Source organism: Henriciella barbarensis, assembly GCF_003576345.1.
Lineage (GTDB): Bacteria > Pseudomonadota > Alphaproteobacteria > Caulobacterales > Hyphomonadaceae > Henriciella > Henriciella barbarensis.
In genome coordinates, this window is record NZ_QWGB01000005.1 from 587067 (window position 1) to 604232 (window position 17166).

Consider the following 17166-nt stretch of genomic DNA (forward strand, 5'->3'; position numbering starts at 1 on the left):
GAAGGTCTAGCTCCGCAGCTTCCGGCGAATGAAATCCTTCAGCCGGAACAGGAAATTCTGTGACGCAAGTTGCGCGCGTGCGCGTGGAGAATCAATGGCCGACTGCATGCTTGCAATCCGTTCACGTCTCTCTGCCTCATCACTGGCCGGATCGTAATCGAGGAAACGCTGACGCATCTCCGGCGGCGCCTTGGCGAGCGTTGCCTGAACGAGGAGCTTGTCGCTCTTCGCCGCAAAGGCAGAATTGCTTTCGGCGATCATGCCGCCAATCCGCGCAAGGTCCTCCGGGTTTTCGCGCAGTGACAGGCGCGTATTCCCAAGCCAGCGGTCAAAGCTTTCCTGCGTGACATGCGGGTGTTCGCCGATTTCATCGAACAGGGCTGGCGCCGCCTGCGCGATGACCGCGCCGGCGTCATGACGCGCCGGATCAAAACGTGTGGCGGTGAAACGGGCGATCTCCATGAAGGTGCGCGCCCGGTCGGCAACATAGGCGGCGTGCTTGCTGGACGCCTTCGCAAGGCTGGGGCGTTTGGGCGGGTCTGCAACGAAACGCTCCAGCGCGCTCGCCAGCGACTCCACATCATTCGGGTCAAAGAAGACCGAGTCCGCTGGCGACTGTTCACGGTGGACAGGAATGTCCGAAAGGAGCCCCGGCAGGCCCAGCGCACGCGATTCCTCGACGAAAGTGCTCCAGCCTTCAAAGAGGCTAGGCTGCACGAAGCCCCGCGCGCCCTTGAGGAGCGCGAGTTGCTCGTCGCGGCTGATCCGGTCTGTAATCGTGACACGGCGGGCCACATCCGCGCGCGCGAGCAGGTCACGGATGCTGGCGGCATAGTCCGGCCAGCGCGTGTCCTCGATGGCCCCGGTCATCACGACATGCACATCAAGCCCTGGCCGGGCGGCCAGCGCCTCGACGATCTGAAGGTGGTTCTTGTGGCGCCAGAACTGGTTGCAGACGATCAGATAGTCGTCAGGAACGTGGAAGCGCGCGCGCACTGTGTCGGTATCGCCGCTGCCTTCCTGCCAGAAACCTTCATCGAAGACGGCCGGGAAGTGAAAGATCTTCCAGTGGTCCTTCTCAAAATCGGGGAACAGCTTTGCGGTGTCTTCAATCGCCTGCTGGCTCGAGAAGACGCAGGCCGCCGGGCCACGCGCAAGTTCCCTGTACTGAAGGAAGCGTCGGGCCTGCTCTTCTGGCGGAAACAGTTCTGGATAGTGCTGACACTGCCAGTCAGGGATCCAGCCAGCCCAGGGCGCGCCGAAGGGTGCTTCTGGCAGCTGCGTCGCTGGATAGACAAAATCGAGCTTCAGGGACGCGGCTTTTGCGAAAGGCGCAATCTCGTCGGCAAGGCCTGCGTGTTCTGCAGCGATTTCCTCAGCCTGGGGCGTACTGGTCAGGAACGTAATATGAGGTTGCTCACCCTCAGGCAGGGTGCGCAGCATGCGCGCGATGTTGAGAACATAGTTCACACCGCCCATCCATGCCGGGTTATAGAATATGCGCAGCCCAATTTTCATGGGAGCTCCTGAGCTTGTTTCGCGTAAGGTGCGAGGCGTTATCAATGCTCGTTAGATGCGTAAAGCCATTTGCTCAAGCCACGGCGCTACAGCGCGCCCGGAAGCGCTGAATGCTGGACTTGATCCATGGCAAATAGAAAACTAACGCTGTGGGGCTGGTGAGGGAGAGCAACACATGCGCGGCGCACTGTACCCGGATGATCACGCGTTCGCGGAAGGTCTTGTTTACCCAAAAGTCGCTTCACTGAGCGAAGCTGCGGGCCACATCCCCGACAATGAAGCCGATGCTCAGCGCCTTCTGGACGTGTGGACGCGTTTCTCGAAGGGCGCTGTCCTGGATGACAACGTCAAACTCGGCATCAAGGCGCGCCTGATCAATGGCGGAGCGCCAGAAAACGTCCGCATACATGGCCCGACCGCGATCCGCGGAATCCTGAAGGCCGAAGGCGACGCAACCATCCACATCGGCAAATACACCTATGTTGGCGACGACACGATCCTGTCGGCGTCGCAATCGATCACAATTGGCCAGGCAACCCTGCTGGCGCACGGCGTTCAGCTGTTCGACAATGACTCGCACCCGACCCATGCCGATCAAAGGGAAATCCAGTTCCGCCGCATGCTAGGCGACAAACGGGTCGCAATTCCCCTCGAAATCCGATCAAAGCCGATTTCTATTGGCAGCCGCTGCTGGATCGGCCTGGGGAGCGCCGTGATGAAAGGCGTCACGATCGGTGACGATACAGTGGTCGCGGCCCAGTCAGTCGTCACGAGCGACCTGCCCGCAGGCGTCGTGGCCGCAGGAAATCCCGCAAAGGTTGTCAGGGAGCTCAGACCAGACGAGCGACTGCCCACACCTAACCCGCCCGGCGGCTGACCTCTTGGTCAATCACTGATTGATCCGGCCGCCTATAATGTCCCAGTATCCGGCCAACGGCGAAGAATGGAAGTAACTAAGCGCTTATGTCCTCGAAACTGAAAATGCCGCCACGCTTCAAAGGCGCCACCAAGCCTTTCACCCCTGAGAAAGGGTTTGCGTCGTGGCCAGACCTGATCACCGCGTCGAATGGCCAGTGGGAAGCTGATGTGAAGTCAGCCGCAGGTCCGCGCGTCCTGATCGGGTCCAATACCGGCATGCATGGCGCGGTGACCAATCTTGATGGCGTACTTGCTGCCGGCCTTACAAAGGCGGGCGCTCAAGTGGGCCGCGTTTTCTGCGACGGCTCCATGCCGGCCTGTCTCATGCCGACCTATAGCGACGCGACACCGCCAGACATGATCGCCGAGTTCGGCCTGGTGAACCGCCTCTGCAAGGCCTGTTTCAATCGCGGCACCAACAATCATCGCCCAATGGGCCTGCCTGAGTTTCGCTATTCCGACTATTTGAAACCTGAAGACTTCAGCGAAGCACAATCACTTGCGGCGAGCGTCGACCTGTCCGCCCTGTCAGAATGGACGCTGGACGACATCGCGGTCGGCGAACACGCGCTGGCTGGCGCGCTTCGCTACTATGCGACAGGCGACCTTGAAGGACAGCCGCGCGCAGAAGAGGTGCAGCGCCGCTATCTTGAGGGCGCGATCCTCACCAAGCGCGTCTATGAGCGCATCATCGCGGCCTGGAAGCCAGAAGTCTGCGTGCTCCATCATGGCATCTACAGCCCGCAAGGCATTGCCGCCGATGTCTGCCGCAAGGCTGGCGTCCGCGTGGTGACCTGGGTCGTCGCCTACCGGAAGAACTGTTTCATCTTCAGCCATGACGACACCTATCATCACACCATGATGAGCGAGCCGGTCGAGACATGGGAAGAGCTCGACATGTCAGAAGCGGTCCGCGACGAAGTGCGCGCTTATCTGGAAAGCCGGGCCAGCGGCGGTAAGGACTGGATCTATTTTCACGAAGAACCGGATTCGGACTTCAAATCCTTTGCCGAGAAGAAGGGCATCGACCTTTCAAAGCCTGTCGTCTCTATGCTGACCAACGTCATGTGGGACGCTCAGCTGCATTATCCGGCCAATGCCTTTCCGGGCATGAAGGACTGGATCATCGATTCGATCCGCTACTTCATCGACCGGCCAGATCTGGAAGTCGTCATCCGTGTTCACCCTGCCGAAGTGCGCGGTGCGATCCCGTCCCGCCAGCGCGTTGTGGACGAAGTGAAGAAGGCTTTTCCGGACCTGCCGCGCCATATCCACATCATCGAACCCGATGAGGATGCGAGCACCTATGCGCTGGCACACGCCTCCAACGCGGTCATCATCTATGGCACCAAGATGGGCACAGAGCTCACACCGCTCGGCAAGCCTGTCATCGTGGCCGGTGAAGCGTGGATCCGCAACAAGGGCGTGACGCAGGACGCCAGCGACAAGCCGCATTACTTCAAGCTGCTGAACCAGCTTCCGGCCGCACCGGGCCAGTGGGCCCCGGACCGCGAGCGCGCGCTGCGCTATGCGTATCATTTCTTCTTCCGCCGGATGATCCCGCTGCCTTTCCTGCAGCCAAACGGGACAGGCGCCATGTTCGACATCGAAGTGCCAAGCGTCGATGACCTCGCCCCCGGCAAATGGCCGGGACTGGACACTATAACTCAGGGCATCCTCACCGGCGCCCCCTTTGTCTTCAACGCAGAGCACCAGGGATAGGATTCCTAATGAGCTTCAGGGTACCTTTGTTCGTCGACCAGGCGATCCGCTTCGTCCGGCGCAATTTGCCCAAGCGCAAGTTCCAGCCCCGCGATGGCATCGAGAGCGAGTCATGCTCTGCCAAGATGCTAAAGCTCTCAAGGTTCAAGAACGGCGTCGCGATACATCGCCCGGAAGACAAGAGCGAACAGGAGCAATTGCTCAACCCGTTTGGGGACCCGTGGATCTCACGAGAGGCGCACAATCCGTACATCCCGACCATGACGGGCTCGCTGATCGCCTTCCTGAACTCCAAGGTCGGCAAGATGGGAACGCCTCTACGTGGCGGCCCGGAAGTCACACACGCCTATACTCGCTATTCCGGCTACTCGGCCAGCAATTATCACTATGATGAGAGCGTCTGTAAGCTGACGATGAAGATGCCCGCCTTCGAGAAGATGCGGGAAGTCTTCAAGCGAAAGGGGCTGAACAAGCGCTTCATCGGCTATGCCGTTCTGAACTATGACGACGGCTACCTTTTCGGCCCGAATGCAGGCCTTCCTGAAGAATATTACGTCCACAATCCGGACGGAAGTCTCGAGCCGAAGCACCGCCTGAAATTTGTCGAAGGCCCTGCGCTCGATGCTGAAGGCTGCGTTTTCGATATTCGCAGACCAGAGGTGCGTGCGGCACTTTGCAATCGCGTCCTCGAAATCATGGTTGCCAATGAGATCGATGCCGTCCTGATCGATTACGCCGTCCGCCGCTATGGTTTCGGCGCGCCGAGCCTCATCTTCGACATGCCGAAAGACTGGTTCCCGAACTTTCAGGAGAACCAGATACTGTTGTTCCGCGAACTCCATGCGCTGCTCAAGGAGAATGGAAAAACACTTTTCCTGAACGGCACGATGCTCGACAGCATCCTCGTCACCGAGCCGCAGCTGGTGCGCCAGTATCTCAAAATATCAGACGGCATGTTCTGGGAGCAGCCTTTCCGCTGGGAATGGCGCAACTATGAACGCGACGGCATCGACTATTATGACCGCCTGCAGCAGTTCTTCGACAATTCTCACGTCATGAAGAAACAGCTCATCGTGAAGTCCGGCACCTACCGGTTTCATGGCACCGAAGACAAGATTTCAGGCTGGACCAAACGCTTCCAGATGACAGATGCCGGTATCGAGCGTCATCTGGCTGAATATCTGACCTGCTTCTTCATGCTGTATGCGAACAGGCATTTCGACGTCCTGTTCCATACGCATCCGGCGAAGTTCTTCGATATCTACACGAGCGAAGCCTATTTCGACATCTGGTCCAAACGGGTCGGTCAGGGCGTCACAAAGCGCGTGCGCTATTCGAAGCATGTGCACATGCGCGAGTTCGAGAATGCCTTTGTCTTCGTGAACAATACGCTGGACCCGCTCGATCTCGATCCATCCGTGGTCGAGGGCGAATTCTCGCAACCGATACCGGCGATCACGCTGGAGCCGCTCTCCGGCAAGATCGTCATGAAGGACGAGCTTGCGGCAATTGAAGGCGGCGCAGCCACCAATTGACCTTGCCGGGGCTGGCTTTAATCGGCTAGCACCGGGACGCGCGCAGCCGCCGCGCGGGTAAAGACGATCACAGGAGCTGTCATTGCTGGACACATTCGATCCGCAGAACGTGAAATCCCTGATCAATGGAGAGGCCGTTTCCAGTCAGACCACGTCTGACATCCTCAGCCCCCACACCGGACAGCCGATCGCCAAGCTGCACCATGGCGGCGCAGACGAAGTCGAGAAGGCCGTCGCTGCCGCAAAGGCTGCGCAGAAAGCCTGGGCCGATACGCCCGCTGTCCAGCGCGGACAGATCCTGCACGCCGCCTGCAATTTGATCGAAGCACGCGCCGAAGAACTTTCGAAGATCGTCGCTGAAGAAGCTGGCAAGCCGCTCTCGGCGGCGATGGGTGAGACGACCGGCTCTGTCATGTGCGGCCGCTTCTATGCTGGCGAAGGCCAGCGCCTTTTCGGGCGCACCATGCCGTCCGGCGCGCCGAACAAGTCCTGCATGACGGTCCGCCAGCCTTGCGGTGTTGCGGCCCTGATTGCCGCCGCCAACACCCCGGCCCCGAACTTTGCCTGGAAGGTTTTCCCGGCCCTCATCTGCGGCAATGCCGTCGTGCTGAAGCCTGCGGAAGATACCCCGCTTTCGGCTGACTGGATGGCCCGCGCGCTTATCGAAGCAGGTGTGCCTGCAGGCGTGATGAACGTCGTTCAGGGCCTCGGCCAGGAAGTCGGCCCTCCGCTGACCGCTCATAAGGACGTTGACGTCATCTCGTTCACCGGCTCGACCCGTGTCGGCCGCGAGATCGCCGGCAAGGCAGGCGCGGACCTCAAGAAAGTCTCGCTGGAGCTTGGCGGCAAGAACGCTTTCATCGTCTGCGATGATGCCGACATCGAAAAGGCCGTCCACTGGGCCTCTCTCTCTGCCTTCTCCAATGCGGGCCAGCGCTGCGCGTCGGGCAGCCGCTTCATCGTCATGGACGCCGTCTATGACAAGTTCGTAGGCGCCTTCGTTGCCAAGGCAAACTCCCTCAAGGCCGGTGTTGGCGACGATTGTGAGCTTGGCCCGGTCATCAATGAGCGCCAGCTGAACAACATGCTGAGCGCCATTGAGCGCGCCAAGGGCGAAGGCGCCAAGGTGCTTTGCGGCGGCGAGCGTATAGACGGCGACCTTTCAGGCGGCTTCTACCTGCAGGCGACACTGATCGAAGGCTCTCCGGCGGACTCCCACCTTTCGACCACAGAGCTCTTCGGCCCGGTCGGCGCGATCTACAAGGTTTCGAGCTTTGAAGAGGCCGTCGCCCTTGCCAATGACAGCCCATACGGCCTCACCGGCACCATCCACACGACAAGCTGGGACCGCGCCTGGACGTTCACGAAAGAGCTCAGCACCGGTGTCGCTGTCGTCAATGCAGGTACGTTCGGCTCAGAGCCGCACATGCCATTCGGTGGGCTTCGGGCGTCTGGTAATGGCACGCGGGAGCCGGGCACCGAAGCGCTGGACGTCTACACAGAGCTGAAAGACATCTACCTCATCACCGAACCGGGACGGCTCTAGGCTCATGACAACGGCGTCTTCCCCCAGCTGTATCGCGCTCATCCCGGCTCGCTCTGGCTCAAAGCGCGTGCCGCACAAGAATATTGCGCCGCTCATGGGCCACCCGCTGATCGCCTATACGATCGCGGCGGCCAAGCAGTCAGGTGTGTTTGGGCGGGTCATCGTCTCCACCGACTCCCATGATTATGCGAAAGTCGCCCGCCACTATGGCGCGGAGACGCCCTTCATGCGCCCGCCGGAATTTTCTGGCGACAAGTCCCCCGACATTGACTGGATCCAGCATGCGCTGCGCTGGTTTGCAGACCAGGGCGAAGCCTATGACGCGTTCGCCCTGCTGCGCCCGACCAGTCCGTGCCGCCTGCCATCGACCATCCAGCGCGCCTGGGACCAGTTCACCCGCCAGGAAGGCGTCGACAGCCTTCGCGCGGTAGAGCCCTGCGCCCAGCATCCCGGCAAGATGTGGGTCGTGCGGGGTGAGCGGATGCACCCGCTCATGCCGATGCAGCCGGAAGAGATCACGCCGTACCACTCAACCCAGTATCCAGGCCTGCCGCGCGTCTATGCCCAGAATGCGAGCCTTGAGATTGCCTGGTCGCGCGTCGCGCTGGAAGCTGGCACGATCGCTGGCGAGGTGCTGACGCCTTTCCTGACTTCGGGGTCGGAAGGTCTTGACGTGAACTCCCCGCGTGACTGGCGCCTCCTTGAAATGATGGTCGAGGATGGCGAAGCCGAACTGCCGAAAATCGAACAACCCGCCTGGCAAGGCGACTGAACCGAAAATCTGAGGATACGACCCCATGGGTGACCTGATTACCGAAGCCGTCTCCGGCACACTTTATTACCTCGACAAGCCGGCCTTTGCGCGCGTGCAGGAGTGCAATGCTTCCGCAGAGCAGCGCACCAGCCTCTTTGCCGACATGGCGCGCCTCAACACGCTCTACATGATCGCAAATGCAGGCTCCGGCCATATCGGCTCCAGCTTCTCGAGCATGGATGTGGTCGCCTGGCTCTATCTCAATGAGATGAAGGGCGAGGATCTCTACTTCTCTTCCAAGGGCCATGACGCGCCCGGCCTTTATGCCGTGCTGACCGCGCTCGACGTGCTGCCGTTCGACAGTATCCACAAACTTCGCAAGATTGACGGCCTGCCGGGTCACCCGGATGTCGGCGTTGCGGGCATGGTTACCAATACCGGCTCGCTCGGCATGGGTATTTCGAAGGCCAAAGGCATGGCGTTTGCCAACCGGATGCTGGACAAGCCAGCGCGCATCTATGTGATGACGGGCGACGGTGAGCTGCAGGAAGGTCAGATCTGGGAATCGCTGATCTCTGCTGCAAACAACGGCGACTCCGAAGTCACCGTCATCGTTGACCACAACAAGATCCAGTCGGACTATTCGGTGGAACGCACCTCCAGCCTCGGTGACCTGGAAGCGAAATTCAACTCCTTCGGCTGGCACACCCAGAGCATCGATGGACACGACATCGACGCCATGCGCGACGCTCTCACTGCGGCCCGTCAGGACGAGAAGCGCCCAAGCGTGATCATTGCGAACACGATCAAGGGCAAGGGCGTGAGCTTCATGGAAGGCGTCTCGGTCGACAGCGACGTCGAGCGCTTCCAGTTCCACTCCGGCGCTCCGCAGGCCGAAGACTATACCCTCGGCGCGCAGGAGCTTATTTCCCGCATCCTCGACGGCCACAAGGCCGCTGGCCTGCCAGAGCCTGAATTCGAAACAATCGAGCGCCCTGCTGCGCCGCAGGGCGGCAACCCGGTCAAGCTGTTCCCGTCCTATACGGCAGCGCTGCTGGACCAGGCAAAACGCAATGACAAGCTGGTCGCCCTCGATGCAGACCTTGTTCTCGACATGGGTCTCGAGCCTTTCCGCGATACACATCCTGACCGCTTCGTCGAATGCGGTATCGCAGAGATGGACATGGTCAGCCAGGCTGGCGGCATGGCACTTAAGGGCCTCCTGCCTGTCGTGCACTCTTTCTCCTGCTTCCTGTCGACCCGTCCGAACGAGCAGATCTACAACAATGCCACCGAGCACACGAAAATCGTCTATGTCGGCGGCCTTTCCGGCGCGCTTCCGGGCGGCCCGGGCCACTCCCACCAGTCGGTGCGCGAGATTTCAGCCCTCGGCTCTATCCCGAAAATGGCGATGGTCGAACCGGCCCACCCGGATGAGGTCGCCCCGCTGCTCGACTGGTGCCTGAACACGCATGACGGTCCGTCCTTCCTGCGCCTTGTCTCCATTCCTTATGAGACCGCCTATGAAGCGGATGCCAGCTGGACCCCGGCCGCAGGTCAGGGCCGTGTCGCGCGCAAGGGTGATGGCAGCGCCGTCCTCATCGCGTCCGGCCTCGTCGGCACCGCGCAGGCCCTCAAGGCTGCAGACCGTCTTGCCGGTGAGGGCGTCGACGCCACTGTCATCTCCCTGCCCTTCCTCAACATCGTGGATGGCGAATGGCTGGCGAAGACGATTGGCGATGCGAAGCTCGTTGCGACAATCGATAACCATTATCGCCGCTATGGTCAGGGCGATGCTGTCGCGACCGCGCTTGCCGAAGCAGGCGCGCTGTCAGGTTGCAAATTCGTCCGCCTCGGCCTCGACCTGACCCCGCCATCCGGCACCAATGATCAGGTGCTGAAAGCGGTTGGCCTCGATGACGAAACCATCGCAGCAGCGGTACAAGCCGTGCTCTAGGTCTTTTCACTGATGCCCGGCCGGTCTCTCTCGCAGAGACCGGCTGGACGTCCGGCTTCCCGCAAACCATGATCTGGCTTGCCTGACTGGAGTAGCAGACCTTGGTTGCCGCATCGCCTTTCCGCGCCAGCGTCATCATCGTGAACTATAATGGCGGCGAGCTTATCCAGTCCGCCATCGACCACCTGAAACAACAGACGCTGAAACCACTCGAAGTGCTGGTGGTGGACAATGCCTCGAGCGATGGCTCTGCCGACCGGCTGGATCTCTCTGGCCTCGATGGCGCCCGCCTCATGCGCATGGATGACAATCTTGGTTTTGCAGGCGGCAACAATGTCGCCGCGAAGGAAGCGGCCGGCGACTGGCTCATCCTGCTTAATCCCGACACCGAACCGCATGCCGACTGGATCGAAACGCTGGCCGATGCCACGCAGCGCTATCCGAACGTGACCCAGTTTGCGAGCGCCCAGTTCGACGCTGAAGACCCGAACCGTCTTGATGGGACGGGTGACTGTTATTCGGTCTTCGGCTTTCCATGGCGCGGCGGCTTCGGCGCGAAGGCGAGCGACCTTCCAGAAGAAGGCGAGTGCTTCTCGCCCTGCGGCGCCACGGCCATGATCCGCAAGGATATCTTCCTTGGCGCGGACGGTTTCGATGAGAGCTTCTTCTGCTATTGCGAGGATGTCGATCTTGGCTATCGCCTCCGCCTTGCGGGCGAGCGGTGCATCTTCGTGCCGCGTGCCATCGTGCGCCATCATGGCAGCGCCATTACGGGCCTTCGCAGTGATTTCACCGTCCGCCAGGGAACGCGCAACCGCCTGACCACCTATCTGAAGAACACGCCGCTCCTTCTGCTCATTGCGAGCATGCCGGGGCATATCCTGTTGACACTTTATCTCTATGTCTCAGCCCTCGGAAAGCCGCGCGCAAAGTCGATCCGGCGGGGCCTGTCCGAAGCATTTGGCCGGTTTGGCGATACGATGAAGGCCCGCCGAAAAGTGCAGCGCGAGAAGAAGCTCTCCAGCTGGCAGATTTCCCGCGCCATGCACTGGAGCCCGATTACGCTCAGCCGCCGTCGCCCGCATGTCTGGCGCGCGCGCCGCTATCCAGCGCCGGGCACCAGCCTTTCAGGCGATGCCAGAAACCCGACGGACAAGCCTTCCGCTCCGTCAACGCACTAGGTGGCGCTGTCAGGCGCCTTCACTTCACCAGCACGAGCAGCTGCTTCGAACGCCGCCCGCCGGATTTCGGCAATGATCGACCCAACGCAAGCCATGATAAGGCCCAGCGAGAAAAGCCCGCTCGATATTGCGACGGTTATCCAGCCGCCGACGCCGTAGTCATTCCCGCCAATCTGGCGACCTGTGTATTCGCTATACGTCGGCGGCTCGGCTGCACCCATTACCATGAAGCCGACGACCATTCCGGCGAACGCCAAACCCATAAGCGCAAGCCCTATCCCCGTCGTCTGAACCTTGTCGTCGTCAGGCAACGCCGGTCTATTCCATTCCATGTGATTCCTTCACTGTTCAATCTTCTCGACCCATGCAAAGCGTATAGGGCGACGGGCGAACTTGCTCTAAAGTGTGGACAAATGAAACCCCGAAAACGGCACGAATTCGGCGATCAACTGTCCGCAGCTTGTCGGACGGTTGAAGGCCGGTTGATCGGCCCTAAACCTATATAATATCTATATTTTATCAATCGTCCGATAGAATGCCCTGACCGGGGGTCTAGCCCCCGATCAGACCAGCCTGCTCCAGCCGTGAGATAATCAGCTCTGCAGCTTCTTCCGGGGCCATCTTGTCAGCGTCTATATGCATCTCTGGATCTGTCGGCGCTTCATAGGGGCTGTCGATACCGGTGAAGTTCTTGATCTCACCAGCCCGCGCCTTCTTGTAGAGGCCTTTGACATCGCGGCTTTCGGCAACATCCAGCGGCACATCGACAAAGACTTCCCAGAACTCGCCATCCTCGACCATCTGGCGCACGATACGCCGCTCGGCCCGGAATGGTGAGATAAAGGAAACGAGCACGATCAGGCCTGCATCCAGCATGAGCTTGGCGACCTCGCCAACGCGGCGAATATTCTCGACGCGGTCAGCATCGGTAAAGCCAAGGTCATTGTTGAGGCCGTGGCGGACATTGTCGCCGTCGAGCGTGTAGGTGTGCTTGCCCATGGCCGCGAGGCGCTTTTCGACAAGGTTTGCCACGGTCGACTTGCCAGCGCCAGAAAGCCCCGTAAACCAGAGCATGACCGGCTTCTGGCCCTTCATGGAGGCCCGCAGGTCCTTGCCCACATCGAGAGACTGACGATGGATGTTGGAGGCACGGCGGAGCGCAAAGTTAATCAGGCCAAGGCCCACCGTTTCATTCGTCATCCGGTCGATGACGATGAACCCGCCCATTCGGCGGTTAATATCGTAAGGGTCGAACGCGACTTCACGGTCGAGGGCGACATTGACGACGCCGATCTCATTGAGGCCCAGCGTCTTGGCCGCTTCATGCGCACGGGTGTTCACATCGATACGGTGGCGCTGTTCGGTGACCTGCATCTGGCATTCACGCGCACCGATCTTCATCACATAGGACCGGCCGGGCAGCATCGGGCTGTCCGACATCCAGATCATGGTCGTCTGGAACTGATCAGAAACTTCTGCAGGCGACTTGTCCGCGCAGATGACATCGCCGCGCGAGATATCGATCTCGTCTTCCAGCGTCAGCGTCACTGACTGGCCTTCGACCGCCTCATCAAGGTCGTTGCCCATGGTCACGACGCGGGCAACCTTGCTGGTCTTGCCAGATGGCAGAGAGCGTACGCCATCGCCCGGCTTGATCGTGCCGGACACGACCTGACCGGCAAAGCCGCGGAAATCGAGATTGGGGCGGTTCACCCACTGGACCGGCATGCGGAAAGGCTGCTCCTGCGCGTCCGAGGCGATCTCGACCGTATCGAGATATTCCATCAGCGGCGGGCCATCATACCAGAGCGTGTTCTCGCTGCTGGTGACGACATTGTCGCCGGCGAGCGCCGACACCGGGATGGCCTGGATGTGCTCGAAGCCGAAATCGGACGCAAAATCGCGATAGTCCGCCTCGATCTCATCGAAGACGTCGCGGTCATAACCGACAAGGTCCATCTTGTTGATACAGAGGACGACGTTGCGGATACCCAGAAGGGAAACGATAAAGCTGTGACGGCGTGTCTGCGTCAGCACGCCCTTGCGCGCATCAATCATCACAATGGCAAGGTCAGCCGTCGAGGCACCTGTCGCCATGTTTCGGGTATATTGCTCATGGCCCGGCGTGTCGGCGACAATGAACTTGCGCCGGTCGGTGGAGAAGAAGCGATAGGCGACGTCGATCGTGATCCCCTGCTCACGCTCTGCGGCAAGGCCGTCGACCAGAAGCGCGAAGTCGATCTCTTCGCCCTGCGTGCCGAACTTCTTGGACTCATTCTTCAGCGAGGCGAGCTGGTCGTCGAAGATCATCTTCGACTCGTAGAGGAGCCGGCCGATCAGGGTCGACTTGCCATCATCGACAGAGCCGCAGGTGATGAAGCGCAGGAGCGACTTCTTCAGCTGGCTGTCGAGATATTCCTCGATATTCGCGAAATCCGGGGCTGCGTAACCGTCCATCAGAAATAGCCCTCCTGCTTTTTCATTTCCATGGAGGCAGGCGCATCCTTGTCGATGGCGCGGCCTTCACGCTCAGACGTCGTGGTGCGCAGCATTTCCTCGATGATCTCTGTGATGGAAGAGGCTTCGGACTCGACAGCGCCGGTCAGCGGATAGCAGCCAAGCGTGCGGAACCGCACCTTCTTCATTTCAGGCTTCTCGCCGGGCTCCAGCGGCAGGCGGTCATCATCGACCATCACCATGATGCCGTCGCGTTCGACCACAGGGCGCTCATCAGCAAAATAGAGCGGCACGATGTCGATATTCTCCTGATAGATGTACTGCCAGATATCGAGCTCGGTCCAGTTGGAGATAGGGAAGACGCGGACGCTTTCCCCCGGCTTGATCCGCGCATTGTAGAGCGACCAGAGCTCCGGGCGCTGATTCTTCGGGTCCCAGCGATGCTGGGCTGAGCGGAACGAGAAAATGCGCTCCTTGGCGCGCGACTTTTCCTCGTCGCGGCGCGCCCCGCCGATGGCTGCGTCGAACTTGTATTTGGTCAGTGCCTGCTTCAGCGACTGCGTCTTCATGATGTCGGTGTGGACCGCAGACCCATGACTGAAAGGCCCGACGCCCTGCTCAACACCTTCCTCATTGATATGGACCAGAAGATCGATGTTCGGATCGTCCTTCAGCGCATCGCGAAACGCGATCATCTCGCGAAACTTCCATGTCGTATCGACATGCAGCAGCGGGAACGGAATCGGCCCCGGATGGAACGCCTTGCGCGCGAGGTGCAGCAGGACAGAGCTGTCCTTGCCGATGGAATACATCATCACCGGATTCTGCATCGAGGCTGCCACTTCACGCAGGATGTGGATGCTCTCGGCTTCGAGCCGGTCGAGATGGGTCAGTGTCGTCATGATTAGTCCGGTTTGTGGCCAGGTCGCGGCTAGGTAACAAGCACGTCTCAAGCCAACAATACAGGGACGGTCAAGTCAGACACGGCGTTTACTAAACTTGCGCCTTTTCTGGGCAAAGTGCGAAGCTTGACGAAACGCCTTCTCCCGCGCAGACCGCAGGCAGGATTTCCAGAGGCAGCTGGCCAATGAAAACACTAATCGTCATCCCCGCGCGGATCGGATCGACCCGGTTTCCGGCAAAGCCGCTGCACCAGATTGCGGGCCATTCGCTGGTGTCCCGCGTCGCTGATGTGGCCGCCCGCGTCGCTGCGGCACGCTCAGACATATCCTATGTCATCGCAACCGACGACAGCGCCATTATGGACCATGCCGCAGAGATTGGCGCGCCCGCCGTGATGACCGACCCGGACCTACCATCGGGCACAGACCGCGCCCTCGCTGCCGCCCACGCGCAGGATGAGGCGCCAGACTTCATCCTGAACCTTCAGGGCGACGCACCTTTTACCCCGCCCGCCTATCTCGAAGCGCTGATTGAGGCCGCCACCACGACGACCGCCGATGTCGTCACACCTGTCGTCCAGCTCGATTGGACCGCCCTCGACACGATCCGCGACCAGAAGGCACGTGAGCCTTTCAGCGGGACGAGCTGCATCAGGCGCAGCGATGGTATGGCGCTGTGGTTTTCCAAACAGATCATCCCGGCCATCCGCAAGGAAGAGAAGCTCCGCGCCGTTGGGCCGCTCTCACCCGTCTTCCGCCATATCGGGCTTTACGGGTTCCGCATGGCCGCGCTTGAACGTTTTGCGAGCTTGCCCCTCGGCCACTATGAAGAGCTGGAAGGCCTCGAACAGCTTCGCTTCCTCGAAAACGGCATGAGCATCATGACGGTCGCCGTCGAGCCCGGCGCGAATGCGATGTGGGGTATAGACACGCCTGAAGATGCCCGCTTTGCAGAAGACCTCATCGCCGAGAGCGGCGACCCCATGGAGGCGCCCCGCTAATGGCCCGCACCCTCTACATCGTCCGCCACGGCAATACATTCGACAAGGGCGACACCGTCACCCGTGTCGGCGCCCGGACCGATCTTGCGCTTTCCAGGTCTGGAGAGGCGCAGGCCACCGCGCTTGGCGCTCATTTTCGTGACAGGGGCATCGCATTTAGCCAAGCCATCGCCGGCCCGCTGAAGCGTACGCGTCAGACGGCTGATGCCATCCTCTCGGCGCAGGCAAACCCGCCAGAGCTGGAGATCGGCAACTTCCTGCGCGAGATCGATTACGGCCCGGACGAGAACAAGCCCGAAGACGAGGTCATTGCCCGCATCGGTAAGGACGCGCTCGACGCGTGGGAGCGCGAGGCGGTGCCGCCACCCGGCTGGCGCTTCGACCCTGCCGCGATAGAAGGCCAGTGGCAGAGCCTGTTCGCCAAGCTCGCCAAGTCCGCGGGCGACGGCCCGGTCCTGATTGTGACGAGTAATGGTATCGCCCGCTTCGCCCTGACTGCCGCCGGGCTGAAGCCTGACAGCACCCGTCACGACAATCTCAAACTGAAAACTGGCGCTTACGGCATTTTCCATCTCGATGAGGCTGGCGACGTCTCTCTTGCCGACTGGAATATCCGCCCCTGAGCCGCAGACGGAGAGTTGCCGCGCGCCTGCGGACTGGTTACCCGAAGGGCTTGTTTCTGCCGGTCCAGAGGCCCCGCTGATGAAAGCGTTGCGTTTCGCAATCCTCGGAAAAAGTCCCCTCGCGGTCGAGCGCCTCAAAGCGATCGAAGCCAGCGAGGACGCACGTATTGTGCGCAGCTTTTCCGCCGCCCAGGTCAGCCGCTTTGAAGACGCTGACTGGTCCAGCCTGCTCAATCGCAATCAAGTCGATGCGCTGATCCTTGCCCTCCCCGCAGAGCAGGCGGCCGATGCCGCCCGCCGCGCGCTTCTGGCGGGCATCCACGTCCTCAGTGAGCTTCCCGGCGGTCTCACCGTTGAAGACATTATCAATCTGCGCGAAGCCGAAACAAAGAGCCGCGCCATCCTGAAATTCGGCTGTTCGCTGCGTTATCACGCCAGCGTGCGTGCGGCCGAAGATCTTGTGCGGACGAGGCCTTATGGCGAACTGCTGACCGCGCGCGCCGTCTATGGCCATGCCGGGTATCCCGGCGCCGACGCAGAAAAGCATGGCGTTCTGCTTGGTCATGGCATCCATATGCTGGATCTGCTGCACGTCTTCTTTGGCCCGTTTGAGAGTGTGAAGGCCATGTGCGCGGACGGGCGCGGCGGGAATGCGAACCTCTTCGCCATGCTGAAGTCGGGCAGCGGCGCCATTGCGCAACTTCACGCGTCAGCGACGTCCTGGCGCCAGACCTTCCGGCTCGAGCTTGGCTATGAGCGCGGCTATGTCTGGCTGGACGGGCACCTTCCCGGTCTGGAGGACTATGGTCCGGAAATGTTGATCCACGCCCAGCTCATACAGGATGGGAGCGGGCGGGATCTTCCCAATCCCGACGAAACAGTCACCGAGTTCGAGCGGGTCGACTTTGCCGACCAGGAGCTTTCGGAATTCATCGAGGCCGTGACCGGCAGCGCGTCCCTGCATCATGGAACGAGCCGCCACGCTTTTGACGCCATGAATATCGCGCAGCGTATTTGCGCGGCTACTGAAACATGGGCATAAGCGCCGCGGA

Annotated in this window: 14 protein-coding genes; 10 read left to right on the top strand and 4 right to left on the bottom strand. The window is 60.6% G+C overall.

Features of this window, described 5'->3' with window-relative positions; all coding sequences use genetic code 11:
• Positions 1–6: 6 nt before the first annotated feature.
• Positions 7–1518 (bottom strand): glycosyltransferase, encoded by a 1512-nt coding sequence (locus tag D1224_RS05790; RefSeq protein WP_119378960.1) that lies wholly within the window; start codon positions 1516–1518, stop codon positions 7–9.
• A gap of 175 nt (positions 1519–1693) precedes the next feature.
• Between D1224_RS05790 and D1224_RS05795 the strand changes: the two genes are divergently transcribed.
• The 7 genes from D1224_RS05795 (at position 1694) to D1224_RS05825 (ending at position 11131) form a co-directional block, all read left to right on the top strand.
• On the top strand, positions 1694–2395 hold the full coding sequence (locus D1224_RS05795; RefSeq protein WP_119378961.1) for an acyltransferase: 702 nt from the start codon (positions 1694–1696) through the stop codon (positions 2393–2395).
• 104 nt (positions 2396–2499) lie between these two features.
• The gene (locus D1224_RS05800) at positions 2500–4158 is read left to right on the top strand and encodes a capsular biosynthesis protein (RefSeq protein ID WP_233350413.1); all 1659 of its coding nucleotides are present in this window, start codon (positions 2500–2502) and stop codon (positions 4156–4158) included.
• Between the two features lie 8 nt (positions 4159–4166).
• Entirely contained in the window at positions 4167–5693 is a 1527-nt protein-coding gene (locus tag D1224_RS05805) for a hypothetical protein (protein WP_147372338.1), read from the top strand.
• An 82-nt stretch (positions 5694–5775) separates the two neighbouring features.
• A complete protein-coding gene (locus tag D1224_RS05810) occupies positions 5776–7239 on the top strand; it encodes an aldehyde dehydrogenase family protein (RefSeq protein ID WP_119378964.1) in 1464 nt (487 codons plus the stop codon).
• 4 nt (positions 7240–7243) lie between these two features.
• Positions 7244–8011 (top strand): acylneuraminate cytidylyltransferase family protein, encoded by a 768-nt coding sequence (locus tag D1224_RS05815; RefSeq protein ID WP_119378965.1) that lies wholly within the window; start codon positions 7244–7246, stop codon positions 8009–8011.
• Between the two features lie 25 nt (positions 8012–8036).
• Complete coding sequence (locus D1224_RS05820) at positions 8037–9950, top strand: transketolase C-terminal domain-containing protein (RefSeq protein WP_119378966.1); 1914 nt, start codon at positions 8037–8039, stop codon at positions 9948–9950.
• Between the two features lie 101 nt (positions 9951–10051).
• Positions 10052–11131, top strand: coding sequence for a glycosyltransferase family 2 protein (locus D1224_RS05825; RefSeq protein ID WP_119378967.1), 1080 nt, complete (start codon positions 10052–10054; stop codon positions 11129–11131).
• Here the strand turns inward: D1224_RS05825 and D1224_RS05830 are convergent.
• From D1224_RS05830 to cysD, 3 genes are all read right to left on the bottom strand, one after another.
• Entirely contained in the window at positions 11128–11463 is a 336-nt protein-coding gene (locus D1224_RS05830; RefSeq protein ID WP_119378968.1) for a hypothetical protein, read from the bottom strand. The two genes, D1224_RS05825 and D1224_RS05830, sit on opposite strands and share 4 nt — an antisense overlap.
• A gap of 220 nt (positions 11464–11683) precedes the next feature.
• Entirely contained in the window at positions 11684–13588 is a 1905-nt protein-coding gene (gene cysN, locus D1224_RS05835) for a sulfate adenylyltransferase subunit CysN (protein WP_119378969.1), read from the bottom strand.
• Positions 13588–14490, bottom strand: coding sequence for a sulfate adenylyltransferase subunit CysD (gene cysD, locus D1224_RS05840; RefSeq protein WP_182482180.1), 903 nt, complete (start codon positions 14488–14490; stop codon positions 13588–13590). The genes cysN and cysD overlap by 1 nt, the downstream gene beginning before the upstream one ends.
• 185 nt (positions 14491–14675) lie before the next feature.
• Between cysD and D1224_RS05845 the strand changes: the two genes are divergently transcribed.
• The 3 genes from D1224_RS05845 to D1224_RS05855 all read left to right on the top strand — a co-directional run bounded on the left by D1224_RS05845 (position 14676) and on the right by D1224_RS05855 (position 17156).
• Positions 14676–15491, top strand: coding sequence for a 3-deoxy-manno-octulosonate cytidylyltransferase family protein (locus D1224_RS05845; RefSeq protein WP_119378970.1), 816 nt, complete (start codon positions 14676–14678; stop codon positions 15489–15491).
• Complete coding sequence (locus D1224_RS05850; RefSeq protein WP_119378971.1) at positions 15491–16114, top strand: histidine phosphatase family protein; 624 nt, start codon at positions 15491–15493, stop codon at positions 16112–16114. The genes D1224_RS05845 and D1224_RS05850 overlap by 1 nt, the downstream gene beginning before the upstream one ends.
• A 79-nt stretch (positions 16115–16193) precedes the next feature.
• Positions 16194–17156: a Gfo/Idh/MocA family protein gene (locus tag D1224_RS05855; protein WP_182482181.1), complete on the top strand. Its 963-nt coding sequence runs from the start codon at positions 16194–16196 to the stop codon at positions 17154–17156.
• The last annotated feature ends 10 nt before the right edge of the window (positions 17157–17166 follow it).

What these genes read in the sequence shown, in the direction of transcription:
- cysN (WP_119378969.1), bottom strand. Translation starts at nt 13,588, where the DNA reads ATGGACGGTTACGCAGCCCCGGATTTCGCGAATATCGAGGAATATCTC.
- D1224_RS05830 (WP_119378968.1), bottom strand. Translation starts at nt 11,463, where the DNA reads ATGGAATGGAATAGACCGGCGTTGCCTGACGACGACAAGGTTCAGACG.
- D1224_RS05850 (WP_119378971.1), top strand. Translation starts at nt 15,491, where the DNA reads ATGGCCCGCACCCTCTACATCGTCCGCCACGGCAATACATTCGACAAG.
- D1224_RS05800 (WP_233350413.1), top strand. Translation starts at nt 2,500, where the DNA reads ATGCCGCCACGCTTCAAAGGCGCCACCAAGCCTTTCACCCCTGAGAAA.
- D1224_RS05855 (WP_182482181.1), top strand. Translation starts at nt 16,194, where the DNA reads ATGAAAGCGTTGCGTTTCGCAATCCTCGGAAAAAGTCCCCTCGCGGTC.
- D1224_RS05805 (WP_147372338.1), top strand. Translation starts at nt 4,167, where the DNA reads ATGAGCTTCAGGGTACCTTTGTTCGTCGACCAGGCGATCCGCTTCGTC.
- cysD (WP_182482180.1), bottom strand. Translation starts at nt 14,490, where the DNA reads ATGACGACACTGACCCATCTCGACCGGCTCGAAGCCGAGAGCATCCAC.
- D1224_RS05845 (WP_119378970.1), top strand. Translation starts at nt 14,676, where the DNA reads ATGAAAACACTAATCGTCATCCCCGCGCGGATCGGATCGACCCGGTTT.
- D1224_RS05820 (WP_119378966.1), top strand. Translation starts at nt 8,037, where the DNA reads ATGGGTGACCTGATTACCGAAGCCGTCTCCGGCACACTTTATTACCTC.
- D1224_RS05795 (WP_119378961.1), top strand. Translation starts at nt 1,694, where the DNA reads ATGCGCGGCGCACTGTACCCGGATGATCACGCGTTCGCGGAAGGTCTT.
- D1224_RS05790 (WP_119378960.1), bottom strand. Translation starts at nt 1,518, where the DNA reads ATGAAAATTGGGCTGCGCATATTCTATAACCCGGCATGGATGGGCGGT.
- D1224_RS05815 (WP_119378965.1), top strand. Translation starts at nt 7,244, where the DNA reads ATGACAACGGCGTCTTCCCCCAGCTGTATCGCGCTCATCCCGGCTCGC.